Origin of the sequence: Halobacillus sp. GSS1 (assembly GCF_017307035.1) — a bacterium.
GTDB classification, from domain to species: Bacteria; Bacillota; Bacilli; order Bacillales; family Halobacillaceae; genus Halobacillus; species Halobacillus litoralis.
Genome location: NZ_JAFLHE010000002.1, coordinates 166,702 through 185,014, shown reverse-complemented (window position 1 = coordinate 185,014; position 18,313 = coordinate 166,702). Strand labels below are relative to the sequence as shown.

The 18,313-nt window shown below is 45.0% G+C and carries 26 protein-coding genes, 1 pseudogene and 1 other annotated feature; of the genes and pseudogenes, 9 read left to right on the top strand and 18 right to left on the bottom strand.

What is annotated here, in order from left to right:
• Positions 1–8: 8 nt before the first annotated feature.
• Genes rbsC through J0K78_RS07410 form a run of 5 tightly spaced genes read right to left on the bottom strand, consistent with a single transcriptional unit; the run spans position 9 to position 4,719 of the window.
• The gene (gene rbsC, locus J0K78_RS07430) at positions 9–965 is read right to left on the bottom strand and encodes a ribose ABC transporter permease RbsC (RefSeq protein ID WP_160914904.1); all 957 of its coding nucleotides are present in this window, start codon (positions 963–965) and stop codon (positions 9–11) included.
• Positions 958–2,448: a sugar ABC transporter ATP-binding protein gene (locus J0K78_RS07425; RefSeq protein WP_206946089.1), complete on the bottom strand. Its 1,491-nt coding sequence runs from the start codon at positions 2,446–2,448 to the stop codon at positions 958–960. The genes rbsC and J0K78_RS07425 overlap by 8 nt, the downstream gene beginning before the upstream one ends.
• A gap of 14 nt (positions 2,449–2,462) precedes the next feature.
• Entirely contained in the window at positions 2,463–2,849 is a 387-nt protein-coding gene (gene rbsD / locus J0K78_RS07420) for a D-ribose pyranase (RefSeq protein ID WP_206946088.1), read from the bottom strand.
• Positions 2,846–3,736, bottom strand: a complete 891-nt coding sequence (rbsK, locus tag J0K78_RS07415) for a ribokinase (RefSeq protein ID WP_206946087.1) — start codon at positions 3,734–3,736, stop codon at positions 2,846–2,848. The genes rbsD and rbsK overlap by 4 nt, the downstream gene beginning before the upstream one ends.
• Before the next feature lie 5 nt (positions 3,737–3,741).
• Complete coding sequence (locus J0K78_RS07410) at positions 3,742–4,719, bottom strand: LacI family DNA-binding transcriptional regulator (protein ID WP_206946086.1); 978 nt, start codon at positions 4,717–4,719, stop codon at positions 3,742–3,744.
• Positions 4,720–4,864: 145 nt separating this feature from the next.
• Here J0K78_RS07410 and J0K78_RS07405 point away from each other — a divergent pair, with 145 nt between their 5' ends.
• Positions 4,865–5,533, top strand: a complete 669-nt coding sequence (locus J0K78_RS07405) for an HAD hydrolase-like protein (protein WP_206946085.1) — start codon at positions 4,865–4,867, stop codon at positions 5,531–5,533.
• 42 nt (positions 5,534–5,575) lie between these two features.
• Here J0K78_RS07405 and J0K78_RS07400 read toward each other — a convergent pair whose 3' ends face one another.
• Positions 5,576–6,412: a LysR family transcriptional regulator gene (locus tag J0K78_RS07400; RefSeq protein ID WP_206946084.1), complete on the bottom strand. Its 837-nt coding sequence runs from the start codon at positions 6,410–6,412 to the stop codon at positions 5,576–5,578.
• A 138-nt stretch (positions 6,413–6,550) separates the two neighbouring features.
• On the opposite strand from J0K78_RS07400, the gene J0K78_RS07395 reads away from it, so the two are divergent.
• Together J0K78_RS07395 and J0K78_RS07390 are read left to right on the top strand one after the other, a co-directional pair.
• Positions 6,551–6,883, top strand: a complete 333-nt coding sequence (locus tag J0K78_RS07395; protein WP_242517762.1) for a DMT family transporter — start codon at positions 6,551–6,553, stop codon at positions 6,881–6,883.
• 2 nt (positions 6,884–6,885) lie between these two features.
• Positions 6,886–7,185 carry a DMT family transporter gene (locus tag J0K78_RS07390; protein ID WP_206946082.1) on the top strand — a complete coding sequence of 100 codons (300 nt, stop codon included), beginning with the start codon at positions 6,886–6,888 and terminating at the stop codon, positions 7,183–7,185.
• A 242-nt stretch (positions 7,186–7,427) separates the two neighbouring features.
• Here the strand turns inward: J0K78_RS07390 and J0K78_RS07385 are convergent, their stop codons facing one another.
• From J0K78_RS07385 to J0K78_RS07375, 3 genes are all read right to left on the bottom strand, one after another.
• The gene (locus tag J0K78_RS07385) at positions 7,428–7,811 is read right to left on the bottom strand and encodes a hypothetical protein (RefSeq protein WP_206946081.1); all 384 of its coding nucleotides are present in this window, start codon (positions 7,809–7,811) and stop codon (positions 7,428–7,430) included.
• A gap of 88 nt (positions 7,812–7,899) precedes the next feature.
• Positions 7,900–8,775, bottom strand: coding sequence for an aminoglycoside 6-adenylyltransferase (locus J0K78_RS07380; protein WP_206946080.1), 876 nt, complete (start codon positions 8,773–8,775; stop codon positions 7,900–7,902).
• Between the two features lie 13 nt (positions 8,776–8,788).
• On the bottom strand, positions 8,789–8,950 hold the full coding sequence (locus J0K78_RS07375) for a hypothetical protein (protein WP_206946079.1): 162 nt from the start codon (positions 8,948–8,950) through the stop codon (positions 8,789–8,791).
• A gap of 94 nt (positions 8,951–9,044) precedes the next feature.
• Between J0K78_RS07375 and J0K78_RS07370 the strand changes: the two genes are divergently transcribed.
• The 3 genes and pseudogenes from J0K78_RS07370 (at position 9,045) to J0K78_RS20155 (ending at position 9,464) form a co-directional block, all read left to right on the top strand.
• Positions 9,045–9,209 carry a hypothetical protein gene (locus J0K78_RS07370; RefSeq protein ID WP_206946078.1) on the top strand — a complete coding sequence of 55 codons (165 nt, stop codon included), beginning with the start codon at positions 9,045–9,047 and terminating at the stop codon, positions 9,207–9,209.
• A pseudogene (locus J0K78_RS20210) lies at positions 9,210–9,308 on the top strand (DUF2243 domain-containing protein); the annotation flags it as partial.
• 33 nt (positions 9,309–9,341) lie between these two features.
• Positions 9,342–9,464 carry a hypothetical protein gene (locus J0K78_RS20155; RefSeq protein ID WP_255534784.1) on the top strand — a complete coding sequence of 41 codons (123 nt, stop codon included), beginning with the start codon at positions 9,342–9,344 and terminating at the stop codon, positions 9,462–9,464.
• Positions 9,465–9,519: 55 nt separating this feature from the next.
• Here the strand turns inward: J0K78_RS20155 and J0K78_RS07360 are convergent, their stop codons facing one another.
• The 7 genes from J0K78_RS07360 to J0K78_RS07330 all read right to left on the bottom strand — a co-directional run bounded on the left by J0K78_RS07360 (position 9,520) and on the right by J0K78_RS07330 (position 15,091).
• Positions 9,520–9,723 carry a tetratricopeptide repeat protein gene (locus tag J0K78_RS07360; RefSeq protein ID WP_370551090.1) on the bottom strand — a complete coding sequence of 68 codons (204 nt, stop codon included), beginning with the start codon at positions 9,721–9,723 and terminating at the stop codon, positions 9,520–9,522.
• Between the two features lie 259 nt (positions 9,724–9,982).
• Positions 9,983–10,603 carry a nucleotidyltransferase domain-containing protein gene (locus tag J0K78_RS07355; RefSeq protein WP_242517761.1) on the bottom strand — a complete coding sequence of 207 codons (621 nt, stop codon included), beginning with the start codon at positions 10,601–10,603 and terminating at the stop codon, positions 9,983–9,985.
• A 4-nt stretch (positions 10,604–10,607) separates the two neighbouring features.
• On the bottom strand, positions 10,608–11,864 hold the full coding sequence (tyrS, locus tag J0K78_RS07350) for a tyrosine--tRNA ligase (protein ID WP_370551089.1): 1,257 nt from the start codon (positions 11,862–11,864) through the stop codon (positions 10,608–10,610).
• A 44-nt stretch (positions 11,865–11,908) separates the two neighbouring features.
• Positions 11,909–12,133 (bottom strand) — a binding site (T-box leader).
• Positions 12,134–12,198: 65 nt separating this feature from the next.
• Positions 12,199–12,771: a hypothetical protein gene (locus J0K78_RS07345; RefSeq protein WP_206946076.1), complete on the bottom strand. Its 573-nt coding sequence runs from the start codon at positions 12,769–12,771 to the stop codon at positions 12,199–12,201.
• Positions 12,772–13,176: 405 nt separating this feature from the next.
• Positions 13,177–13,803 (bottom strand): FMN-dependent NADH-azoreductase, encoded by a 627-nt coding sequence (locus J0K78_RS07340; protein WP_206946075.1) that lies wholly within the window; start codon positions 13,801–13,803, stop codon positions 13,177–13,179.
• A 106-nt stretch (positions 13,804–13,909) separates the two neighbouring features.
• The gene (locus tag J0K78_RS07335) at positions 13,910–14,056 is read right to left on the bottom strand and encodes a hypothetical protein (RefSeq protein ID WP_206946074.1); all 147 of its coding nucleotides are present in this window, start codon (positions 14,054–14,056) and stop codon (positions 13,910–13,912) included.
• A 198-nt stretch (positions 14,057–14,254) separates the two neighbouring features.
• Positions 14,255–15,091 carry an oxidoreductase gene (locus J0K78_RS07330; protein ID WP_206946073.1) on the bottom strand — a complete coding sequence of 279 codons (837 nt, stop codon included), beginning with the start codon at positions 15,089–15,091 and terminating at the stop codon, positions 14,255–14,257.
• A gap of 180 nt (positions 15,092–15,271) precedes the next feature.
• Between J0K78_RS07330 and J0K78_RS07325 the strand changes: the two genes are divergently transcribed.
• The gene (locus J0K78_RS07325) at positions 15,272–15,835 is read left to right on the top strand and encodes a TetR/AcrR family transcriptional regulator (protein ID WP_206946072.1); all 564 of its coding nucleotides are present in this window, start codon (positions 15,272–15,274) and stop codon (positions 15,833–15,835) included.
• Between the two features lie 39 nt (positions 15,836–15,874).
• Entirely contained in the window at positions 15,875–16,594 is a 720-nt protein-coding gene (locus J0K78_RS07320; protein ID WP_206946071.1) for an alpha/beta hydrolase, read from the top strand.
• Positions 16,595–16,644: 50 nt separating this feature from the next.
• On the opposite strand, the gene J0K78_RS07315 is transcribed toward J0K78_RS07320, so the two are convergent.
• On the bottom strand, positions 16,645–17,211 hold the full coding sequence (locus J0K78_RS07315; protein ID WP_206946070.1) for a LysM peptidoglycan-binding domain-containing protein: 567 nt from the start codon (positions 17,209–17,211) through the stop codon (positions 16,645–16,647).
• A 185-nt stretch (positions 17,212–17,396) separates the two neighbouring features.
• On the opposite strand from J0K78_RS07315, the gene J0K78_RS07310 reads away from it, so the two are divergent.
• On the top strand, positions 17,397–17,552 hold the full coding sequence (locus J0K78_RS07310) for a hypothetical protein (protein ID WP_206946069.1): 156 nt from the start codon (positions 17,397–17,399) through the stop codon (positions 17,550–17,552).
• A gap of 167 nt (positions 17,553–17,719) precedes the next feature.
• Here the strand turns inward: J0K78_RS07310 and J0K78_RS07305 are convergent, their stop codons facing one another.
• Entirely contained in the window at positions 17,720–18,265 is a 546-nt protein-coding gene (locus J0K78_RS07305) for a class I SAM-dependent methyltransferase (RefSeq protein WP_206946291.1), read from the bottom strand.
• Positions 18,266–18,313 lie beyond the last annotated feature (48 nt).

Here is an 18,313-nt window from a genome sequence, read left to right as displayed (position 1 = left end):
TACCCCTCCTATGCTGCTTTCTTTCGATCGATGAGTACGGCGATGATGATGACGACACCTTTGACCACCATTTGGAAAAAGGACGACACGCCGAGAAGGTTCAAACCGTTGTTCAATGTCCCGATAATCAGGGCACCAATCAATGTGCCGATAATCAAACCACGTCCGCCGGAAAGGCTTGTCCCGCCAAGAACAACAGCAGCGATCGCATCTAGTTCGTACGATGTACCCGCTGTCGGCTGCGCCGAGTTCAATCGTGATGTAAGGATAGCCCCGGCAAGCGCTGAAAGCAGACCAGCAAGAGAATAGACCATCACTTTGATCCGAGAGACTTTGATACCTGAGATAAGGGCAGCCTTCTCGTTTCCTCCAATGGCATACGTTTTACGGCCGAATGGGGTTTTATGCAAAATCACCCATAGGACAGCAAAAGCAAGCAGCATCGTAATCGCTGGAACCGGAATCCCAAGGAAATATCCTCTTCCAAACAGTTGGAAAGCATAGCTGTCGCCAAGCCCTGTAATCGGGTTTCCATCCGTATAAACAAGTGTCAGTCCGCGGAACATCGTCATCGTTGCAAGTGTCGCGATGAACGGAGCCATTTTCCCTTTGGTAATAAGAAGACCGTTAACCGCGCCCATGAGTGCTCCAAGCAAACATCCAATCAATATCGCTAAAATCGGATCCACCCCTGAGACCATCATTCCGGCCATCAAGGCACTGGATAAGGCGAGAATCGATCCGACGGATAAATCGATGCCCCCGGTTAAGATGACGAATGTCATTCCATAGGCAATCAGAGCATTGATCGCGACTTGTCTTAATAGATTCAATAAGTTCAAGGGTTCAAGAAAACTAGGGTTAATAATAGAAACTGTCGCCATCAATACAAGTAAACCAACGAATGGCCCTAACTTCTGCATCACGTTTCCGACATGATTCGTTTTTTTGATTGCATTAATCATTGACTGTACCTCCTGTTGCCAGTGTCATAATTTTTTCCTGATCGGCTTCGTCTTTGGAAAGTTCCCCAGCAATGGTCCCTTCATGGACGACGAGCACACGATCACTCATTCCCAATACTTCCGGCAGCTCAGAAGAAACCATGATGATGGCTACTCCTCTGTCTGTCAGTTCATTCATCAATTGATAAATCTCCCGTTTCGCACCAACATCGACACCCCGAGTGGGCTCATCCAAGATAAGAACTTTCGGACCGATCCCGATCCATTTGGCAATGACAACCTTTTGCTGGTTTCCACCGGATAAGTTCTTTGCTTCTGTTTTGGCAGATTCGGTTTTTATCGTCAGCCTTTTGATCAGCATATCGACAAATTCGCGTTCGCGTTTTTCTCCAATGAGGCCTTTGTCTGTGAAACTGTACAAACTCGGAAGCGCAATGTTGTCCTGAATCGGGAAATCAAGAACGAGTCCCTCTTCTTTTCGGTCTTCGGTAATGAAACCGAGGCCGAGCTTGACTGCCTGACTCGGGCTTTTCACCGTAACCTTTTCTCCATTGATGAAAATGTCACCCTGATACTTGCCATCCAAACCGAAAATGGTGCGCATAATTTCCGTACGCCCCGCACCCATTAATCCCGCCACACCGACGATTTCACCTGAACGGGCACGAAAGCTTACATCCTCAAAGAGGCCTTTCCTCGTAAGATTTTTCACTTCCAACACAGCTTCTCCAGGCTTTGCTTCTCTCGCAGGAAAACGATCGGTCAGTTCACGACCGACCATCTTCCGGACAACATCATCAAAATTCGTTTCAGGGATTGGTGTGGTATCCACCGTCTGCCCATCACGCATGACCGTAATCGTATCGCAGATTGTAAAGATCTCCTCCATCCGGTGAGAGATGTAAACGATGGATACGCCGGATTTTTTCAAGGAGCGAATGACTTCAAAAAGTTTCTCTATTTCCCTGTCTGTCAAAGCGGCTGTCGGCTCGTCCATGATGATCACTTTTGCATCTGTCATGAGCGCTTTAGCAATCTCGATCATCTGCTGTTCACCGACCGAACACTGGCCCGCTTCTTTTTGGAGTGGGATCGAAATAGACAGCTTATCAAACTGTTCGTTCGCAATCGCTTTCATTTTATTCGTTTGAATGAGACCAAAATGTGTAACCGGTTCCTTATTGATGAATAAATTTTCAAGCACCGTCATATCCGGCCACACATTCAACTCCTGGTGGATGAAAGCAATGCCGAATTCTTCCGCTTCCTTTGGGTTGGCAAACGTTTTTTCCTTGCCATCGATTTCGATTGTACCTTTGTCCTTCTTATGAAGCCCTGTCAGGATATTCATGAGCGTAGATTTACCTGCACCGTTTTCGCCCATCAGGGCATGAACTTCTCCGTCTTTTATGTGAATATCAACGCCTTCAAGGACTTTATTCTTACCGAAAGCTTTATGAATCTCGTTCATACGGATTTCCATGATTGCTCACCTCTTTAAAAAGTTACTCCAGCGTGAAGGATACAATTTGCATAGGGGGTGATCTCCCCTGTCCGCACCACCGCTTTGGCCTGTTTCAACTGATCTTTGAGTGCTTCATGAGTGAGAGAATCCATTTCGCCAAACCATTCGTTCATCCCTTTAAGAACAGAGGGGTTCTGCTCCATTTCCTCTGCAACGGTGACACGTTCGACAACCATTTCTTCTTTCAATACCTCCACGACGTCAAGAAAAGAAGGGACCCCCTGTTTTAAAGAGAGGTCGATCTTTTTCACTCCGTCCGGCACGGGAAGCCCCGCATCAGCAACAACGATGGTATCGGTGTGCCCGAGATCTGCAAAAACTTTGGATAGATGACTGTTCAAAATGCCGTGTCTTTTCATTCCGTGAGTCCCCTTTCTACTTCTTCCCGCCCAGGCATGCCGCCTTGGGCTCCAAACCCTGTAACGGATAGGGAAGCCGCTCGATTCGCGAAGCGCAGACTTTCTTTCAAGTCCATCCCTTCGGCTATTGCTGTTCCGAAGGCTGCATTGAATGTATCCCCTGCACCCGTGGTGTCTATGGGTTTCACAGGGAAAGACGGAACGAGCACCTCTTCTTTTCCATCAAAATAGCGGACGCCTGCTGCTCCTTCCGTAATGAACACCTTATTCGGATGTTTCTTTAATGCTGTGGCTGGTTCTTCTCCATGAAAAAGGAGGGCAGCTTCATGTTCATTCGGCGTAAGGTAACTTACTTGTTCCACCACCGTATCAGGGATTTCCCTGGCTGGTGCCGGGTTCAATAGCAAGGGCACGCCAAGCTCCTGGCACAGTTGGGCTGTTTCAATCACGGTTTCTTCTGGGACTTCCTGCTGGATCATCACAAGGTCACACGTTTCAATAAAGTCTCTCTTTTCTTTCACATAGGCAGGAGTGACGTGATCGTTGGCTCCTTTGACGACAACGATGCTGTTGTCTCCTTCCGCTAAAATAATGTGAGCCGTTCCACTCCTTTCATATGTAACCGGTTCCACATAATCCGTCTGAACGCCATTCGATTTGAAATTATTTAAGATCGCTTCCCCGTAGGCGTCCTCTCCCACTCTGCCGATCATATACACGTCTGCTCCGAGACGGGCGGCGGCAACAGCCTGGTTCGCCCCTTTGCCTCCAGGTACCGTTTCAAAAGTTTCACCAAGAACCGTTTCGCCCGCGCCCGGCCGCCGTTTGGATGTCACAACTAAATCCATGGACGAGCTGCCGATCACAGCTATTTTAGGTTTTCTCATACGTTTCATTCCTTTCGTGTCGTCTTTCGTTCTACTAATTCCACAGGCATTTGAATGGTCTGTTCAACGCCTGGTTCTTTCTTTATCGTCCGTATCAACAGCTTTGCCGCTTCCCTTCCCATTTCATAGGCGGGCTGACGGATCGTGGAAAGAGTCGGATAGGACAAACGGCTTTGCGGAATATCGTCATAGCCGATGATTTGTACATCTTCCGGAATGCGCTTTCCACGCTCCAGGGCTTCATGAACGATCGCAATCCCGACAATGTCGTTACTCGCAATAATTCCATCTGTATCTGAAAACTTATCAAACAGTTCTTCTGCCCAACCCTGTGCCTCTTCAAAAGAATAGGAGGTCGTGGACAGTACAGAAAAATCAACATCCGCCTGACTCAGCTCTTCAATCGCTCCTTGGAAGCGATCCTGGGCGGGCTTGATATTCGCCGGTCCTTTCACGAGCGTAATCCTTTCTGCCCCTTTTTCAATAAGGGTTTTCGCTGCCAGGCGACCACCCTCTCTTCCATCCGCGTAAACCGCTGGATAGTTTTCCGATGCCCGGTCCAGGAGGACGAGTGGCAGATCGAGAGCCTCATAAATTTGATAATCGACATGATTGGTTGCCGTAATGATTCCGACCACATTATTCTGGACGAACGTTTGTATATATTCCAGTTCCTTTTGAATATTTTCATCACTATTCCCAAGCAGAAGCCGATATCCAGCCTGGCTCAGTTCATCTTCCACACCTCTTGCCAGCTGTGGAAAGAACGGGTTCGTAATATCAGGTAAAAGCAGACCGATCAGACGGGACTCCCTTTTATAAAGAGAACGCGCCACTTCGTTCGGACTGTAGTTCAATTCAGCAATGGCTTCCATCACTTTCTTTCTCGTATCTGCTCCAACATAGCCATTATCGTTTAACACACGTGAAACGGTAGCCACTGAAACGCCTGCTTCACGTGCAACATCTTTAATTGTTACCATACGTTCACCTCTGTGTGTAACCGGTTACAGATAAAGTACCACATCCTTGTAATCGTTTGCAAGAACTTTTTTATGGAGATGGGACATGTTTGATCATAAAACTGATATGATGAAACTCACAATCTAGGAAAAGGAGCTCTTACATATGCCACATGCGATCATTTTTGATATGGATGGAACCTTGTTCCAGACAGAAAAGATTCTTGAAGTTTCACTGGAAGAAACGTTTGATCACTTGAGAGATTCTGGTGAATGGAGCGGAGAAACACCACTTCAGAAGTATAAAGAAATCATGGGTGTACCTCTCCCAACTGTTTGGAAAACCCTGCTCCCCCACCACTCGGAGGAAATAAGAGAACAGACGAACGTGTACTTTCTGGAAAAGCTCATCCTCAACATTCAAAAAGGAAAAGGCGCGCTCTACCCACAGGTCGAAGAAACCCTGGAAGCGTTGCATAAAGAAGGATACTCCCTTTACATAGCCAGCAATGGACTGACCGATTATTTGCATGCCATCGTCAACTATTATCGTCTGGACCGCTGGGTGACCGAAACGTTCAGTATTGAGCAGATCGACTCCCTCGACAAAGCCGATTTAGTGAGTACCATTCAGGAAAAGTACAACATCAAACAAGGAGCAGTAGTCGGAGACCGTCTCTCCGATATTCATGCAGCTAAGAAAAATGACATGTCTTCCATAGGCTGTCGTTTTGATTTTGCTCAAGAACAAGAGCTCGCTGAAGCCGATCATGTCATTGATGACTTTTCTTCCCTGGACGAAGTGATTCGTAAAATCGAAAATCTCCACGTTTGACACGTACATAAAAAAACAGCGCCTCATAGAGGTGCTGTTTTTTTATTGGATATCTGTAAATAGACCGTTCAAGTAATCAAGATTCTCTTCCGACCGTGCGTAAAGATACATCTCCCTTTTAAAGGGATTGTCTTGAATCGGTAAAAACACGACGCCGCGGTATTCGACTTGCTGGACCATCATCTCCGGAAGATAAGCGATTCCCATTCCAAGCGCCACCAACCCCGCCATAGCGTGATACTGGGATTCTATTACTTCACCTGTGAAATCATGCTCGCGCATAACGGCCCGCACCTTCTCAGATAGAGGGCCTTTTGTCGGGATGATTTGCGATTCCTCCAAACATTCCTCGAGCGTGACTTCCTGTTTTTCTGCTAATGGAGAAGAAACAGGAATCGCAGCTATAAAATGATCGGTGAACAGATAGGCAGACCGCAGTGTTTTATAAGAAGATGTATCCTGTATAATGGCCGCATCAATGTCACCTTCTTCTAACAGGGGAAGAAGTTCTTCACTATCATCTTTGATTTTAGTCACATGAAGATTTCCTCTTGCCAGCTTTTCGTAATACTTGGGCAGATAATACGAGGTAAGGACAGGCGTGGAACCAAAACGGATTTTATCTTCGTGGGATTGATATTGTTTCACCGTCTGATGAATACGCCCGAATAGCGGAGTCAGCTCCTCCACCATTCCTTTTCCTTTCTCCGTCAGCTCCACACCATAGGAAGCTCTGTTAAATAGCGAAAAACCCAGTTCGTCCTCCAACCTTCTCATCTGCTTACTCAGTGCCGGTTGAGAAATATACAAAGCTTCCGCTGCTTTCGTAAAACTCTGTTGTTTGGCGACTTCGATAAAGGCGTTTAATTTCTGCAGCACACACTTTCCTCCTTTCAATCTTTGTAGGGTATCTCCATTATAACCTCAGGTTATGATGGTATGAAAATTCGATCGTTCCTACTTCATCTTTTTTCTTTTATTCTGAGAATAGATTAAAGAAAAAAGGAGGACGGAATGATGAAAACCTATCTTTTATTAGGAATTTCCATTTTGTTTGAAGCTGCCGGGGCGACGGCGATGAAATATTCGGAAGGCTTTACGAATTTCACAGCCAGCCTTGTCGTTATTTTCTGCTATGCTCTTGCCGTTTCCTTCTATATATTTATTACTAAAAATCATGAAATCGGGATGATCAACGCCTTATGGTCGGGCGGTGGGACGCTGCTTGTCACATTATTAGGTGTTGGTTTGCTGGGGGAATCGGTGACGATGTCCAAACTTCTCGGACTGACGTTGATCCTGGCAGGAATGGTGGGATTGACAGTACCAGGTAAAGAAAGGAGTGTATAACCATGGGTTATTTGATACTTTCTCTAGTATTTGCGACCATCGGCAACATTTCTGTGAAATTATCCTCCGGTTTCAAGCGGATCATCCCCAGCATAACAGCCTTCGTTTTCATTGGAGCCTGCCTGTATTTTCTCACGCTGAGTGTCCAGACAATCGAAGTCGGCATTGCTTATGCCATTTGGAGCGGGGTCTCCATCATGGCCACCACGATCTTTGGGATTCTACTTTTCAATGAAAAAGCAAGCCGAAGAAAGTTCCTCTTTATCATTCTCATTATTCTTGGCGTGATGATTATTAAATAAAAGGAGAGAAGGGTTCCTGCAAAGGCCCTCTCTCCACTGTGGTGGAAGTCATTCTTTTTTTCGTTCAAGAATGCGATCCACTTTTTCTTCCACTCTGTCCAGCTGACTCTTTCTTCCTTTTATCGAAAGGAAGATCGCAGCGATCCCTAACATCACGCCGATAAAGAATTTGTGCGATCATCTCCCCTATAACGAAACTTCCTGCATTCTCCACTTCCCCACTTACCCTTTTATTTCTATCATTATTCTATGTACTCCAAATGCAGTGTCTCTTCCTTTTCTCCCCACTCGATAGTAACCTGGATGTCGTGATCTTCCTTCGTCACCGCACACCCGGAACAGAAATTGCCCATCTGCTGGACCCTTCCATCATTCAACAAAACGTACTCTCCTTCTTTACCACCTGCAGGACTAGCCAGGGTGTAATTGATATGTTCCGGAGCTTCCCCTTCACCTGCATAGGTAATGTGAAGACCTGTCGATTCACTGTCTTCGGACTTTACATCCGCTATGTATTCTACCTTCCAATCTTCGCTTTCTTCTTCAAAGTGCAAAGTTTTCTGCCCAAGACACCCTGTCAAAAGGAAAGCTAGGATTAAGAACAATGGAAAACTCTTGTACTTCATACTCCATCCCCCCTGTTTATTCTATAATCTCTAAGAAGGTCTTTGCAGATAGATATACCGAGAGCTTTTCTTCCTTCCAAACAAGCTTTTAAAAAATGCGCTCAGCCGATGAAGGTAATTTTCTCACTTGCTCCAAGTAACGCGTCATGTTTTCATCCTCATCCCGTCTATATGTGTAAGCAAACTCATCCGCTACATCATTAGCAAGTGTACGGAATAATTCCCCGGCAGCAAACAGCGCTTCCCAAATATGTTCTGAATCCCCGTCTGCATAAGTCGATGTGTACATTTCCCACTTATCTTCCGGCAAAAGCTTCTTATAATAGTTCCCGGCTTTTCCTGGCGAGACTTGAAATCCAGTCTCTATGCCAATCCACCAGGAAACCATCTGATCCAAGTCCCTGCGGATGATACACTCCAGCATGAACTGTGCATAAGGCATTTCATCACGCCACAGACTTTTGGCGACGTTCTGCTGACACCACCAGAAATTATTGCAGCAGGCGTGATACTCCTCCTCCGTCGGCTTCCGTACGTGATAATCCTCGTCTGTCGCATCCGGAATCACTGGCAGAATATCGTCCTTGTCGAGCAATGGCACGGTCAGCTTGTCCTTCCCGTAGTATGCCTGCATATGCGTGATGGTTTCTATATGTAAATCAATACGGTTCCCATCCGTAAAAAGCATCAAATAGCCGTAGAAATCAGCAAAATCCCCATCCGTACCCTGATCATTTTTATCCGGCTCCTGCATCATCAGTCTCTCACCAAAGACCTCCACCCATTGCTCATCTTTCAGGAAAGAGGAGGTTTCCGTCACGACGTAAACGATGTCATAATCCTGAAACAGATCTTCTTCTAATGTAGGATTTGTCCGGGAACCGTTCATGTAAACGCCACGAATTCGCTGATCCTTTTCCGCGACAGACATTATCAAATCCATCATTTCCTTTTCTGATCTCATTTCTTTTCCTCCTTTACAGTCCATATTTATGATCTATATAACGCTCATATCGTTCCTTCCAATCCATTCTCTTCATTTCCAGGTAAGCTGCTTTCTTTAGGAAGACCCAAGATAATATGGAGAAAAACAAGTAAACCAATAAAGGATTTTCCTGCTGGATGATCCTATCTTTCACCGTCTTTTCCCTCCCTTCACAAAATCATCGTTTCTTCAGCCTTTTCAATAGTATAATATTCCCATATAAAATTTTAACACAAAGGAGAATCCTTATGTCATTAAAGGAAGAACTGGAGAACCTGGAAAACCAACACCTTCTATTGAGCATTCGCGAATCCACAGAAAGGCTTGACCACATATTGGCTGACGACTTCTGGGAAATCGGCAGTTCGTATTCAAACTTCCTATTTAATGCCATATACGTTTGTTTATTTTAACTGATAGGCCTGCACCAAAACCGCTATGTGGAAAATGTTATCCCATACGACCTTGTCTGGAATCTATCTGCTGTGGTTATGATCGCTGCCGGCCTGTTCCTTTTAAAACGTACTGAAAAAAAGGAGTCCACCATGCATGAAGCGCATGGTGGACTCCTTTTTGATTTGATTCAGGTCATTCCTTTCCTGCTGGTCATTCCTTTGTATATAGGAGCCGGCTTTGTCTCCAACCGTTTCCCTCACCTGAAGAAATGACCTTATTCGCGTTTTCCTTTATGGTCCATAGGAGTATTATGTGCCGGTATAGCTGTCATCGGACCGCTTGCAGACCAAGCGCGGATCGACTTTCCTTTTCCAGCACTTCCCTTGCTTCGTGGTACTTTCCGATACACCGCAGACTGCTTCCCAACTGGATATAAGCCTGAGCTCTAAGGTCGCCTTGGATGCCTTTGCAGACAGCTTTTTCATAAAAGGGAATGGCTTCCCGCTCCATTCCCTGTGCATCATGGGACACCGCGTACCAATAATGTAAATCTGCGTTGTTCTCCTCCCACTTTAAGCGGTGCTAAGCTTCCACTCTTGCTTTCTCGATCCGGCCATCATCCAACCATACTTGAATTTGCGTCATAAAACCCCGCCCTCTTTTTACTGACTGCGATCTATAGATGATTTCGTTGATATATGTTTGATTCAATTGATATATTTTGATTTTAATTGATATCTTGTGAGTTCAGTTGATATATGTTCATTTCAGCCGATATCCCGACGATAGACTACAGCTTCTGCAAATGATCGATCCACGCATCCAATCGTCTGCGATCTCCCGGCCCTTCCAGCAGCTTATCGTAAATCCGATACCCTTCCATATCGTGTTCACGTAACCAGTTTAGTGACTTTTTCGGCCCGAGATACCAGCGTCCGATCATCTCGAAATAGATTTCAAGACTTTCCTTCACAAGCCAGTGAAAGCGGTAGCGACCTTCCATATCCCCTTTTCTCGAGCGTATCTTCATCTTGATCAGCCAATCTTTCAGAAACTGCTTCTCCTTCGGCTGCAAAGACGCCGGTCCCTTGCTAAAAATGGAATCGATCTCTGTCATCCACGGCTGTGCCAAACCATGGTCATCGACAAGCACTTCGGCTCGATGGACTTTCAAAAAGTCGGCCGGCTTTTTCATATCATCCGTCCCGTGGATCCATACATCTAAAAGCTTGCCGCTGAACGTTTCCACTTTATTCTGCGTTTCCAGCTCATCGGAGAAACCGATCAGATCGACGTCACTTTCTTCCGTAGAATCACCAGTCTGATAGGAACCGTACAAGATTACGGTATGACATTTATATGTCTCTTTCATATGTTCGGTTGCTTTATTTAAAAATTGCTGACGTTCCATCCCTTCATATCCCCTTTTCCTTTGAAGATCTTCTCAGCTTCACAAACTTCCTCTTCCCTACTTGAACCACCAACCCGTCTGTCACCTGGACTGTCTGAAGGGCATCCATCACTTTTTCCTGGTCGATCCGGACACCTCCATTTTTTATCATCCTTCTCCCCTCACTTTTCGAAGGTAGTAGTCCGAGTTCCTTTAGGAGATCGACAATGAGTATTTCCTCTTCTCCTTCCCACATCACTTCGGGAATCACATCCGGCATCGCTTTTTTCTGAAAAACGTTGATGAACTGTTGTTGGCTTTGGTGGGCCGCTTCTTTTCCATAAAGCATGTCAACCAAAGAGGCAGCAAGCTTCATTTTGGCATCGCGAGGGTGAAGCGTCCCTTCATCAAGGGTCCGTTTCACTTCCTGGACTTCTTTCATGGATAACGGAGACACGAGCTCAAAATACTTCGTAATCAACGCATCAGGAATCGACATCGTTTTTCCGAAAATATCCTCCGCACGTTCGTTCACACCGATGTAGTTGCCTTTCGACTTTGACATTTTCTCTACTCCGTCGAGCCCCTCAATCAAAGGCATGAGCAGGACGACTTGTTTTTCCCGGCCGAAATGCTCCTGCACCTGCCGGCCGAACAACACGTTGAATTCCTGGTCGGTCCCCCCAAGTTCGATGTCTGAATCCAAAGCCAATGAATCATATCCTTGCATGACGGGGTAGAAAAACTCGTGAAGGTGGATCGGCTTGTTTTCTTTATATCGATTATGAAAGTCATTACGCTCGAGCATCCTCGCAACCGTCACCGTACTCGCGAGTTTCAAAACTTCTGCGAACCCTATTTGAGAGAGCCACTTCGAGTTGTAGTGGAGTTCCACTTTTTCCATATCGATCACTTTGCCGAACTGCTCGAAGTAAGTCCTCGCGTTATGCTTCACCTCTTCATCCGTCAAAGCCGTACGGGCGATAGACTTGCCCGTCGGATCTCCAATCATCCCGGTAAAATCTCCGATGATCAGCTGAACCGTGTGACCGAATTCCTGGAACTGTTTCAGCTTATTCAATACGACCGTATGACCGAGGTGAACATCCGGCGCTGTCGGATCGAGCCCCAACTTCACTTTCAAGGGCTGCTTATTTTTAATCGACTTTGCAATCTTCTCTTTGAACTCACCTTCCGGAATAATGGAGGATACGCCATAAGACAGGACCTCCCACTGTTTTTCCAGCTCTCTTTTTTGCACATCATTCAGTTGTTCCATCATCTTACAGCCCTCCATTTTTTAGAATACAAAAAAGACACGCCCCCTCATGGGACGTGTCTTCTACACGCGTTACCACCCAAGTTGAAAATGAATGCCTCATCTTCCCCTTAAAAAGATAACGGATTTACCGTCTTCCACTACTCACGTAAGTTTTCGTAAAAGAAGCTCCAGAAGGTAATTCATGAAGAGATGTGTATCGACTCGCAACAACCGTCGACTCTCTGAAGACAGGGATCTTTTCACTACTGGATTTCTGTCATTGCCGTAGGTATTAAAGTTAGGATTATGTTACGCGGAAAGGAAGAAGATGTCAACGTTTTTTCTGAATATTTTTTCATGGATAACCTGCCGGGTGGTTTCTCCTGTCTAATAAAAGCACCCCACCTAAATTGAAAGCACCTACGAGGAAAAGGACGCTTGTCAAGGATTTAGAGTCTCCCGATCCAGGCGATTGTTTTGTCTCGCGCAGGTTTTCATTCAGAAATTCCCTATAAAAAACTTTGTCCCCATTGTCTCCTCTCACTGTGTTCCCCATCAATTGAACCATTCCGTTTCCAGCAACCACAGGTGTGAGAAAGTCCGCTTCAGGGATATTTTCCAGCAGAAGCATGAACCTCCCACCTTCCTTCTGAAAATCATCCGCCCAGCTGACATCAAAGCGATCGATCCCGGCTGTGATCTCTTGTCCAATTTCCCCTTTGATTACAGTATCTACGTCAAAAGAGTAACCATCATAAACAAATTCGCTCGTTTCAGTCCGATGTTTAAAATCGTAGCCACCAACGACGATCACTTCTGCCCGGTCGATAACCTCCTGAGGAGGAAGTTCTTCATAACTGGTAGCAGACACCTGCAAAGGAATACTGTAAAGAAGGAATACGATGAATAATCCAATGAAACCACGCAACTCGTCCTCTCCCTTCTTTCACTTTTAACTCCGACCACTCCCGTATCTCTTTCCCGTTCCATCTAGATGACTGTACAGAAGCTGTACACAAATAACCGATAAGAGGAAAAGAACTCCTGGATTTTCCGCCTCCCATATGGATGTAACTAAAAAGAAAAGCAATGTAGAAGCAGATGATAGTAAAAGTATGTAAAAAAATAAACGGATCAAATAACTCATGTTGAATCCTTTCGATACGGAATTGTAAACAAACAAGATTCTACTGCAAGATGTCTCTTTTCCACCTTTAACCAATCTCTTTATATACACCCTACCATATTTGATACAGAACATAAAAAACGCCCACACAACAACACTTGTCCAAAAAGTGTTTTCGTGTGGGCACAATTGGACTGAATCTAAACCTTAGAATGTCCGGGCCGCATCTTTCGCTCTTGCTATCGCATGTTCCCTGATTTCATCCGCCTGATCCGGATTCGCCGCATGTCCTTCGACAAAAAGGCCATCGAAGGATGGGACACCGAAAAATTGCATAAGAATGTTCAAGTACCGATGGCCCATTTCCATGCCCGCTGCAGGTCCCTCCGAATAAATCCCTCCACACGCCTGAATATGGAATGCTTTTTTATCTGTCAATAAACCGACCGGGCCCTGTTCTGTATATTTAAATGCTTTGCCCGCTACGGCCACGGCATCGATATATGCCTTCATGACAGGAGGAAAAGAGAAGTTCCACATCGGTGTGACAAAAACGTATTTGTCTGCGGAAATGAACTGGTCACTCAACTCCCCTAGACGCTCGACCTTCCTTTTTTCTTCATCAGAAAGATGGTCTCCGGACTGTAATTTTCCCCAGCCACTGAAAATGTCCGCATCAATTTGCGGGATATCTTCTCTATACAGGTCAATATGAATGATTTCGTCACCTTTGTTCGCTACTTTGTAGGTGTCGATGAATGCCTTGCCCACTCTCATACTGTAAGAAGCCGTTTCATCATGGGGGTGTGCGGTAATGTATAAAACCTTTGCCATAGGATCCTCCCTTTCCATTCAAGATAGTATAGTTTGTATAAAAACGACCATTTTTACTTATAAAAAAAGAATTCACCTTGTTCAAGGTGAATTCTTATCTTCTCCATTAATCCTGTTCTTCAGTAACCTCATGCAGATAAGGATTTCCCGCTATGTTCATGCGTGCTTCATCTGTCATGACAAAAGCTTCGTCAGTTGTTCCCTCATGGTTCACAAGGGAACGTCCATCGTAATGAAAAGGGTTGTCTTTCATTCTCCCGCCTCCTTCACGCCATTTTCCTTAGCATCCACTTACAAAATGTCATTATTCCACCATTTATTAAAAAAACTTCTGTCCATTCTACCTTCGCTTTCGTAATAAGAACCCCTTCTTTTTAGACAAGAAAAAGGATGACACGCTTATGTCCCACCCTTTTCATCGTCTTTCTCATTCATTTTTAAAGTTCCATTTCTATCCATTCTGCCTTTTCATCATGGAATGGAAAATGGAATCAAACATCCGATCAGCCACCACTTTCCTAAGGAACATATAGGCTTTAGCATATTTACCGGCCGCATAGCGTGTTTTCGGTTTTTGCGCTTCCATCGCTTTTTTAACGGTTTGTGCAATCACTACTGGTGAGGAAGAAGCTCCTGTCATCTTTTTCGTCATACTCATGAATGAACGGGTCATATCCTGGTAGGCAGATGTTCCAGAAGTTTTCTGCAGGTTCTCAAGCATAATCCCTGTCCATTCACTCTCAATACTGCCAGGCTGGATAACGACCACATCAATCCCGAACGGAGCCACTTCCAACCGGAGACAATCCGAATAGCCTTCCAACGCATGCTTGGATGCATGATACCAGGCGCCCATCGGTGTAAAAATTCTTCCTCCCATGGACGAGTTGTTGATGATTCTGCCGGACTGCTGTTTTCTCATATGAGGTAAAACGAGTTGAGTCAATCGACTCAACCCAAATAAGTTGACGTCGAATTGATGCTTTGCTTCCTCAATGCTCACATCTTCCACAGCTCCATAAGATCCATATCCAGCATTGTTGAATAGGACATCGATTCTTCCCTGTTCCTGAATAATCCGGTCCACCCCTTCGATCATGGACTTTTCGTCAGTGACATCCATAGCGAGAATGTGCGCTCCTTTCGACTCGATCTCTTTCATTTTGTCCAAACGCCTCGCCGCTCCATAGACGATGTAGCCTTCTTCCAGCAGCAGTTTTGCCGTTTCCATTCCCATCCCGGAAGATGCCCCTGTAATCAACACCACACCTTTTTTCTTGTTCTTCATTTCATATCCTCCCATCCCACTCCAAAGTGACACATGTATATAGATACACACTTGTGTCACTTATGTAAGCAAATTATAATGAGAATATCATCTTATGGTCAATGGTTTCTGAACAAGTGATACAGATGAAGGAAAGTATGACACTTCTTAAAGCACTGAATAGAGAGGAGAACAGACAGGATGAATGATAAAAGGATGAACCCGATCTCGTTGAGGTCGAGAAAATGGATTATTGAAGCTTTACTCAGACTTATGGAAGAAAAGCCTTATCACAAGATCTCAGTAAAGGAAATCACAGAGACGGCAGAACTTGTAAGGAAGACCTTTTACCGTAACTTCCAGACCAAGGAGGAAGTGCTCCAGGAATACATCACTGGCTTGATGAAAGAGGTTGAAAAAGAGTTCGAAGCGATGGATGCCTTAACTCCATACGGCATGGCTAAGCTGTATTTTGAATTTTGGCAGGAGCATATTGAATTCCTGAACCTGATTCAAAAAAACGATTTATTTATCATTCTGCTCAAACAGTTGGACGATTATCTGCCATCCTTGAACGAAAGATACAAAGCAGATTTAATGGAGGGTTTCGATGAAACATTTCTCCAATACTATACGGCCTTCAATTCCGCAGGCATTTGGCATATGCTCGAAAAGTGGATTCGTCATGGAGCCGTGGAAACCCCTGAGGAAATGGCACAGATTTATTCAGATATTACATTGAACAACCCTCATGTGAAGAAATGATAAAAAAGATTTGTATGGAATAGAAAGGAAGTCGTGAACATGAAAAAGTGGCTCAAATATTCATTGCTTGGCCTCCTTGCTCTGATTATGATTGGATTTCTCTCCTTTTTCATCTGGACTCAACAAACCTATGAACCTTCAGAAGAAATGATATCACTGGTGGAAGCGAGCCGGGAAAAAGACGGATGGGTTATCCATGAACCTAAAGACAAAGCTAAGGCAGGGATCATCTTATATCCTGGAGCAAAAGTGGAACCAGAGGCCTACAGCTATCTGGCTCAACAATTGGCGGACAACGGCTATATCACAGGGATTCCTGATGTAACCTTGAACTTACCCATATTGAACACGAACAAAGCAGAGGAAATGATCGACCGCTACCCTGAAGTTGAATCATGGTATGTAGGAGGCCATTCTCTCGGTGGTGTTGCAGCTGCTTCTTTTATAAAAGAGAACCCTGATGAAACAGAGGGGTTGATCCTTCTTGCTTCCTATCCGACTGAGGGAAGCAGCTTCAAAGATACGAAAACCCCAATCCTGTCGATTTATGCGGAGAATGATGGGTTAACGACAGAAGAAAAAATCAAGGAAACGAAGCCGTTGCTTTCGCCGGAAACGATTCTTTATGAAATTGAGGGAGGGAATCATGCGCAGTTCGGTATGTATGGGCCACAAAAAGGGGATCAATCTGCTGAAATCCCAGCAAAAACTCAGCAGGAAGTCATCGCCCGTATCATCTATAAGTGGCTGGAAGATTAGTCCTGACATGAGAAAAGCCCGGAATCACGAAAAGTCCCGGGCTTCCTTCATTATTTCACACGAATGGTTGTACCGATTTGGAGATTTCTCGCATCAATTCCAGGATTCAATTCGTAAAGGTCCTGCACGGTAATTCCTTCATGAATACCAGCTATTCCGTACAACGTATCGTAAGGAGCGATTGTGTGGTAGTGGGCATTCCCTTCTTCAGCCGGGGAAACCCGAACTTCCTGACCTGGCTGCAAATTCCATGGATCAATACCGGGATTTAATTCGAACAACTCTGAGAGCGTCAGCCCTTCATGAAGATTGGCAATGCTGTACAGCGTACTTCCTGGGGTAACGGTATGAAATTCTTCATTCGGGTATTCCTCCTCATCAACCACTTCGTCTGTTTTCACGGTAATTTGAGATCCAGGTTGAATAATGTCTGCATCAATTCCTGGATTCCACCTGAATAAATCATCAACGGTCACATCTTCATATTGTTCGGCAAGGCTCCAGAGTGTGTCTCCTTTTTCAAAAGTGACTTGGTAAGTTTCCGCAGAAACACTGGCAGCCCCGGCCCCAAACGTCATCCCTAAAGCGAGTACAGGTACCAATAGCTTCTTGTTCATCCTTGGACCCTCCTTAAGGTAAAAATGCTTTCAGTATTTGTGTTTCGGTTTTCTCTGTCATCTAAACGTAATATTTTGAAAAAATAACCAATAATCTCCTAAACCAGGCAGGACAAAACAATAACCTGTCGAAAAAGTGTAGAAACCATAGGATTAGTACGTCATACAGTTGAAGGAGGATATCAATGTTGTGGTTGATTTTTGCTATTCCAGGACTGTTAATCTTTGTCACGATTTTTTTCGACCGACGCAGAAATATAGGAAACAGCCGTATCGCGAATAGAGGAACTTTCGAGGATATGTACCGTCACTCTTCTGCCAGAGATCGAGCACCTTTCTAGAGGCTCCTCTCCCTTCAACTTCTGAATGTTATGGAAACGTGCCCTCAACTACAAGAAGAAGTCCGGAAACCACAGGACGTGGGATCCGGACTTCTGAATATCAGGGAAACCTTTATCAACCTATAAACGTGATTCACAGGAACACCATCTTCCTCCTTTATGTACACCTATTCTTTGATTGCATCTAAAATTAACGAAGGAGCAGCCAATCGTCCATGTTGATTCCTAGGATCATATTGCTTCGAACGGTAAATAACACCGTCCGCTCCCTTCCACTCGTGTTCATGAAAACGCCCCTGCTCATCATGATATTCTAAAAGATTTACCCGAAAACCAGCTTTTTCAAATACTTTCGTGAGTGATTGATATTGATAAACAACTCGATGAGATGCCGCAGGATGATCCAAAGGACCAGGTCCACCCACTTGCACATTCGCCTGGTAGAATTCATCCGGAAAATATCCATCAGGAACCGCACAGCGCAAATATCCTCCCGGCTTCAAGTACTTCCAGCAAATAGCTGCTGCCTGATACCCCTCATCTTTGGTCAAGTGCTCCCATACATGTTCTGCGAGGAGAGCAGAAAGAGACGCTGGCTCAAATTTGTCCTGCCAGGTTCGTTCATTTAAGAGGTCCAGTTCGTATTCCTGTGTATGGATCCACCCTGGATTGTTGTCATAGGGACCCGCTCCAAGAACGACTCTTTCATTCATTTTTTTCACCCTTTCCAATACGGCACCTATACCGTTCTTACATTCAAA

Coding starts and splice junctions, on each gene's coding strand:
- J0K78_RS07390 (WP_206946082.1), top strand. CDS start 6,886: ATGGGTTATTTGATACTTTCTCTAGTATTTGCGACCATCGGCAACATT.
- J0K78_RS07405 (WP_206946085.1), top strand. CDS start 4,865: ATGCCACATGCGATCATTTTTGATATGGATGGAACCTTGTTCCAGACA.
- J0K78_RS07305 (WP_206946291.1), bottom strand. CDS start 18,265: ATGAATGAAAGAGTCGTTCTTGGAGCGGGTCCCTATGACAACAATCCA.
- J0K78_RS07335 (WP_206946074.1), bottom strand. CDS start 14,056: ATGAAAGACAACCCTTTTCATTACGATGGACGTTCCCTTGTGAACCAT.
- J0K78_RS07310 (WP_206946069.1), top strand. CDS start 17,397: ATGTTGTGGTTGATTTTTGCTATTCCAGGACTGTTAATCTTTGTCACG.
- J0K78_RS07395 (WP_242517762.1), top strand. CDS start 6,551: ATGAAAACCTATCTTTTATTAGGAATTTCCATTTTGTTTGAAGCTGCC.
- J0K78_RS20155 (WP_255534784.1), top strand. CDS start 9,342: ATGCATGAAGCGCATGGTGGACTCCTTTTTGATTTGATTCAGGTCATT.
- J0K78_RS07385 (WP_206946081.1), bottom strand. CDS start 7,811: ATGAAGTACAAGAGTTTTCCATTGTTCTTAATCCTAGCTTTCCTTTTG.
- rbsD (WP_206946088.1), bottom strand. CDS start 2,849: ATGAAAAGACACGGCATTTTGAACAGTCATCTATCCAAAGTTTTTGCA.
- J0K78_RS07330 (WP_206946073.1), bottom strand. CDS start 15,091: ATGAAGAACAAGAAAAAAGGTGTGGTGTTGATTACAGGGGCATCTTCC.
- J0K78_RS07410 (WP_206946086.1), bottom strand. CDS start 4,719: ATGGTAACAATTAAAGATGTTGCACGTGAAGCAGGCGTTTCAGTGGCT.
- J0K78_RS07325 (WP_206946072.1), top strand. CDS start 15,272: ATGAATGATAAAAGGATGAACCCGATCTCGTTGAGGTCGAGAAAATGG.
- J0K78_RS07320 (WP_206946071.1), top strand. CDS start 15,875: ATGAAAAAGTGGCTCAAATATTCATTGCTTGGCCTCCTTGCTCTGATT.
- rbsC (WP_160914904.1), bottom strand. CDS start 965: ATGATTAATGCAATCAAAAAAACGAATCATGTCGGAAACGTGATGCAG.
- J0K78_RS07380 (WP_206946080.1), bottom strand. CDS start 8,775: ATGAGATCAGAAAAGGAAATGATGGATTTGATAATGTCTGTCGCGGAA.
- J0K78_RS07425 (WP_206946089.1), bottom strand. CDS start 2,448: ATGGAAATCCGTATGAACGAGATTCATAAAGCTTTCGGTAAGAATAAA.
- tyrS (WP_370551089.1), bottom strand. CDS start 11,864: ATGATGGAACAACTGAATGATGTGCAAAAAAGAGAGCTGGAAAAACAG.
- J0K78_RS07340 (WP_206946075.1), bottom strand. CDS start 13,803: ATGGCAAAGGTTTTATACATTACCGCACACCCCCATGATGAAACGGCT.
- J0K78_RS07315 (WP_206946070.1), bottom strand. CDS start 17,211: ATGAACAAGAAGCTATTGGTACCTGTACTCGCTTTAGGGATGACGTTT.
- J0K78_RS07355 (WP_242517761.1), bottom strand. CDS start 10,603: ATGGAACGTCAGCAATTTTTAAATAAAGCAACCGAACATATGAAAGAG.
- J0K78_RS07370 (WP_206946078.1), top strand. CDS start 9,045: ATGTCATTAAAGGAAGAACTGGAGAACCTGGAAAACCAACACCTTCTA.
- rbsK (WP_206946087.1), bottom strand. CDS start 3,736: ATGAGAAAACCTAAAATAGCTGTGATCGGCAGCTCGTCCATGGATTTA.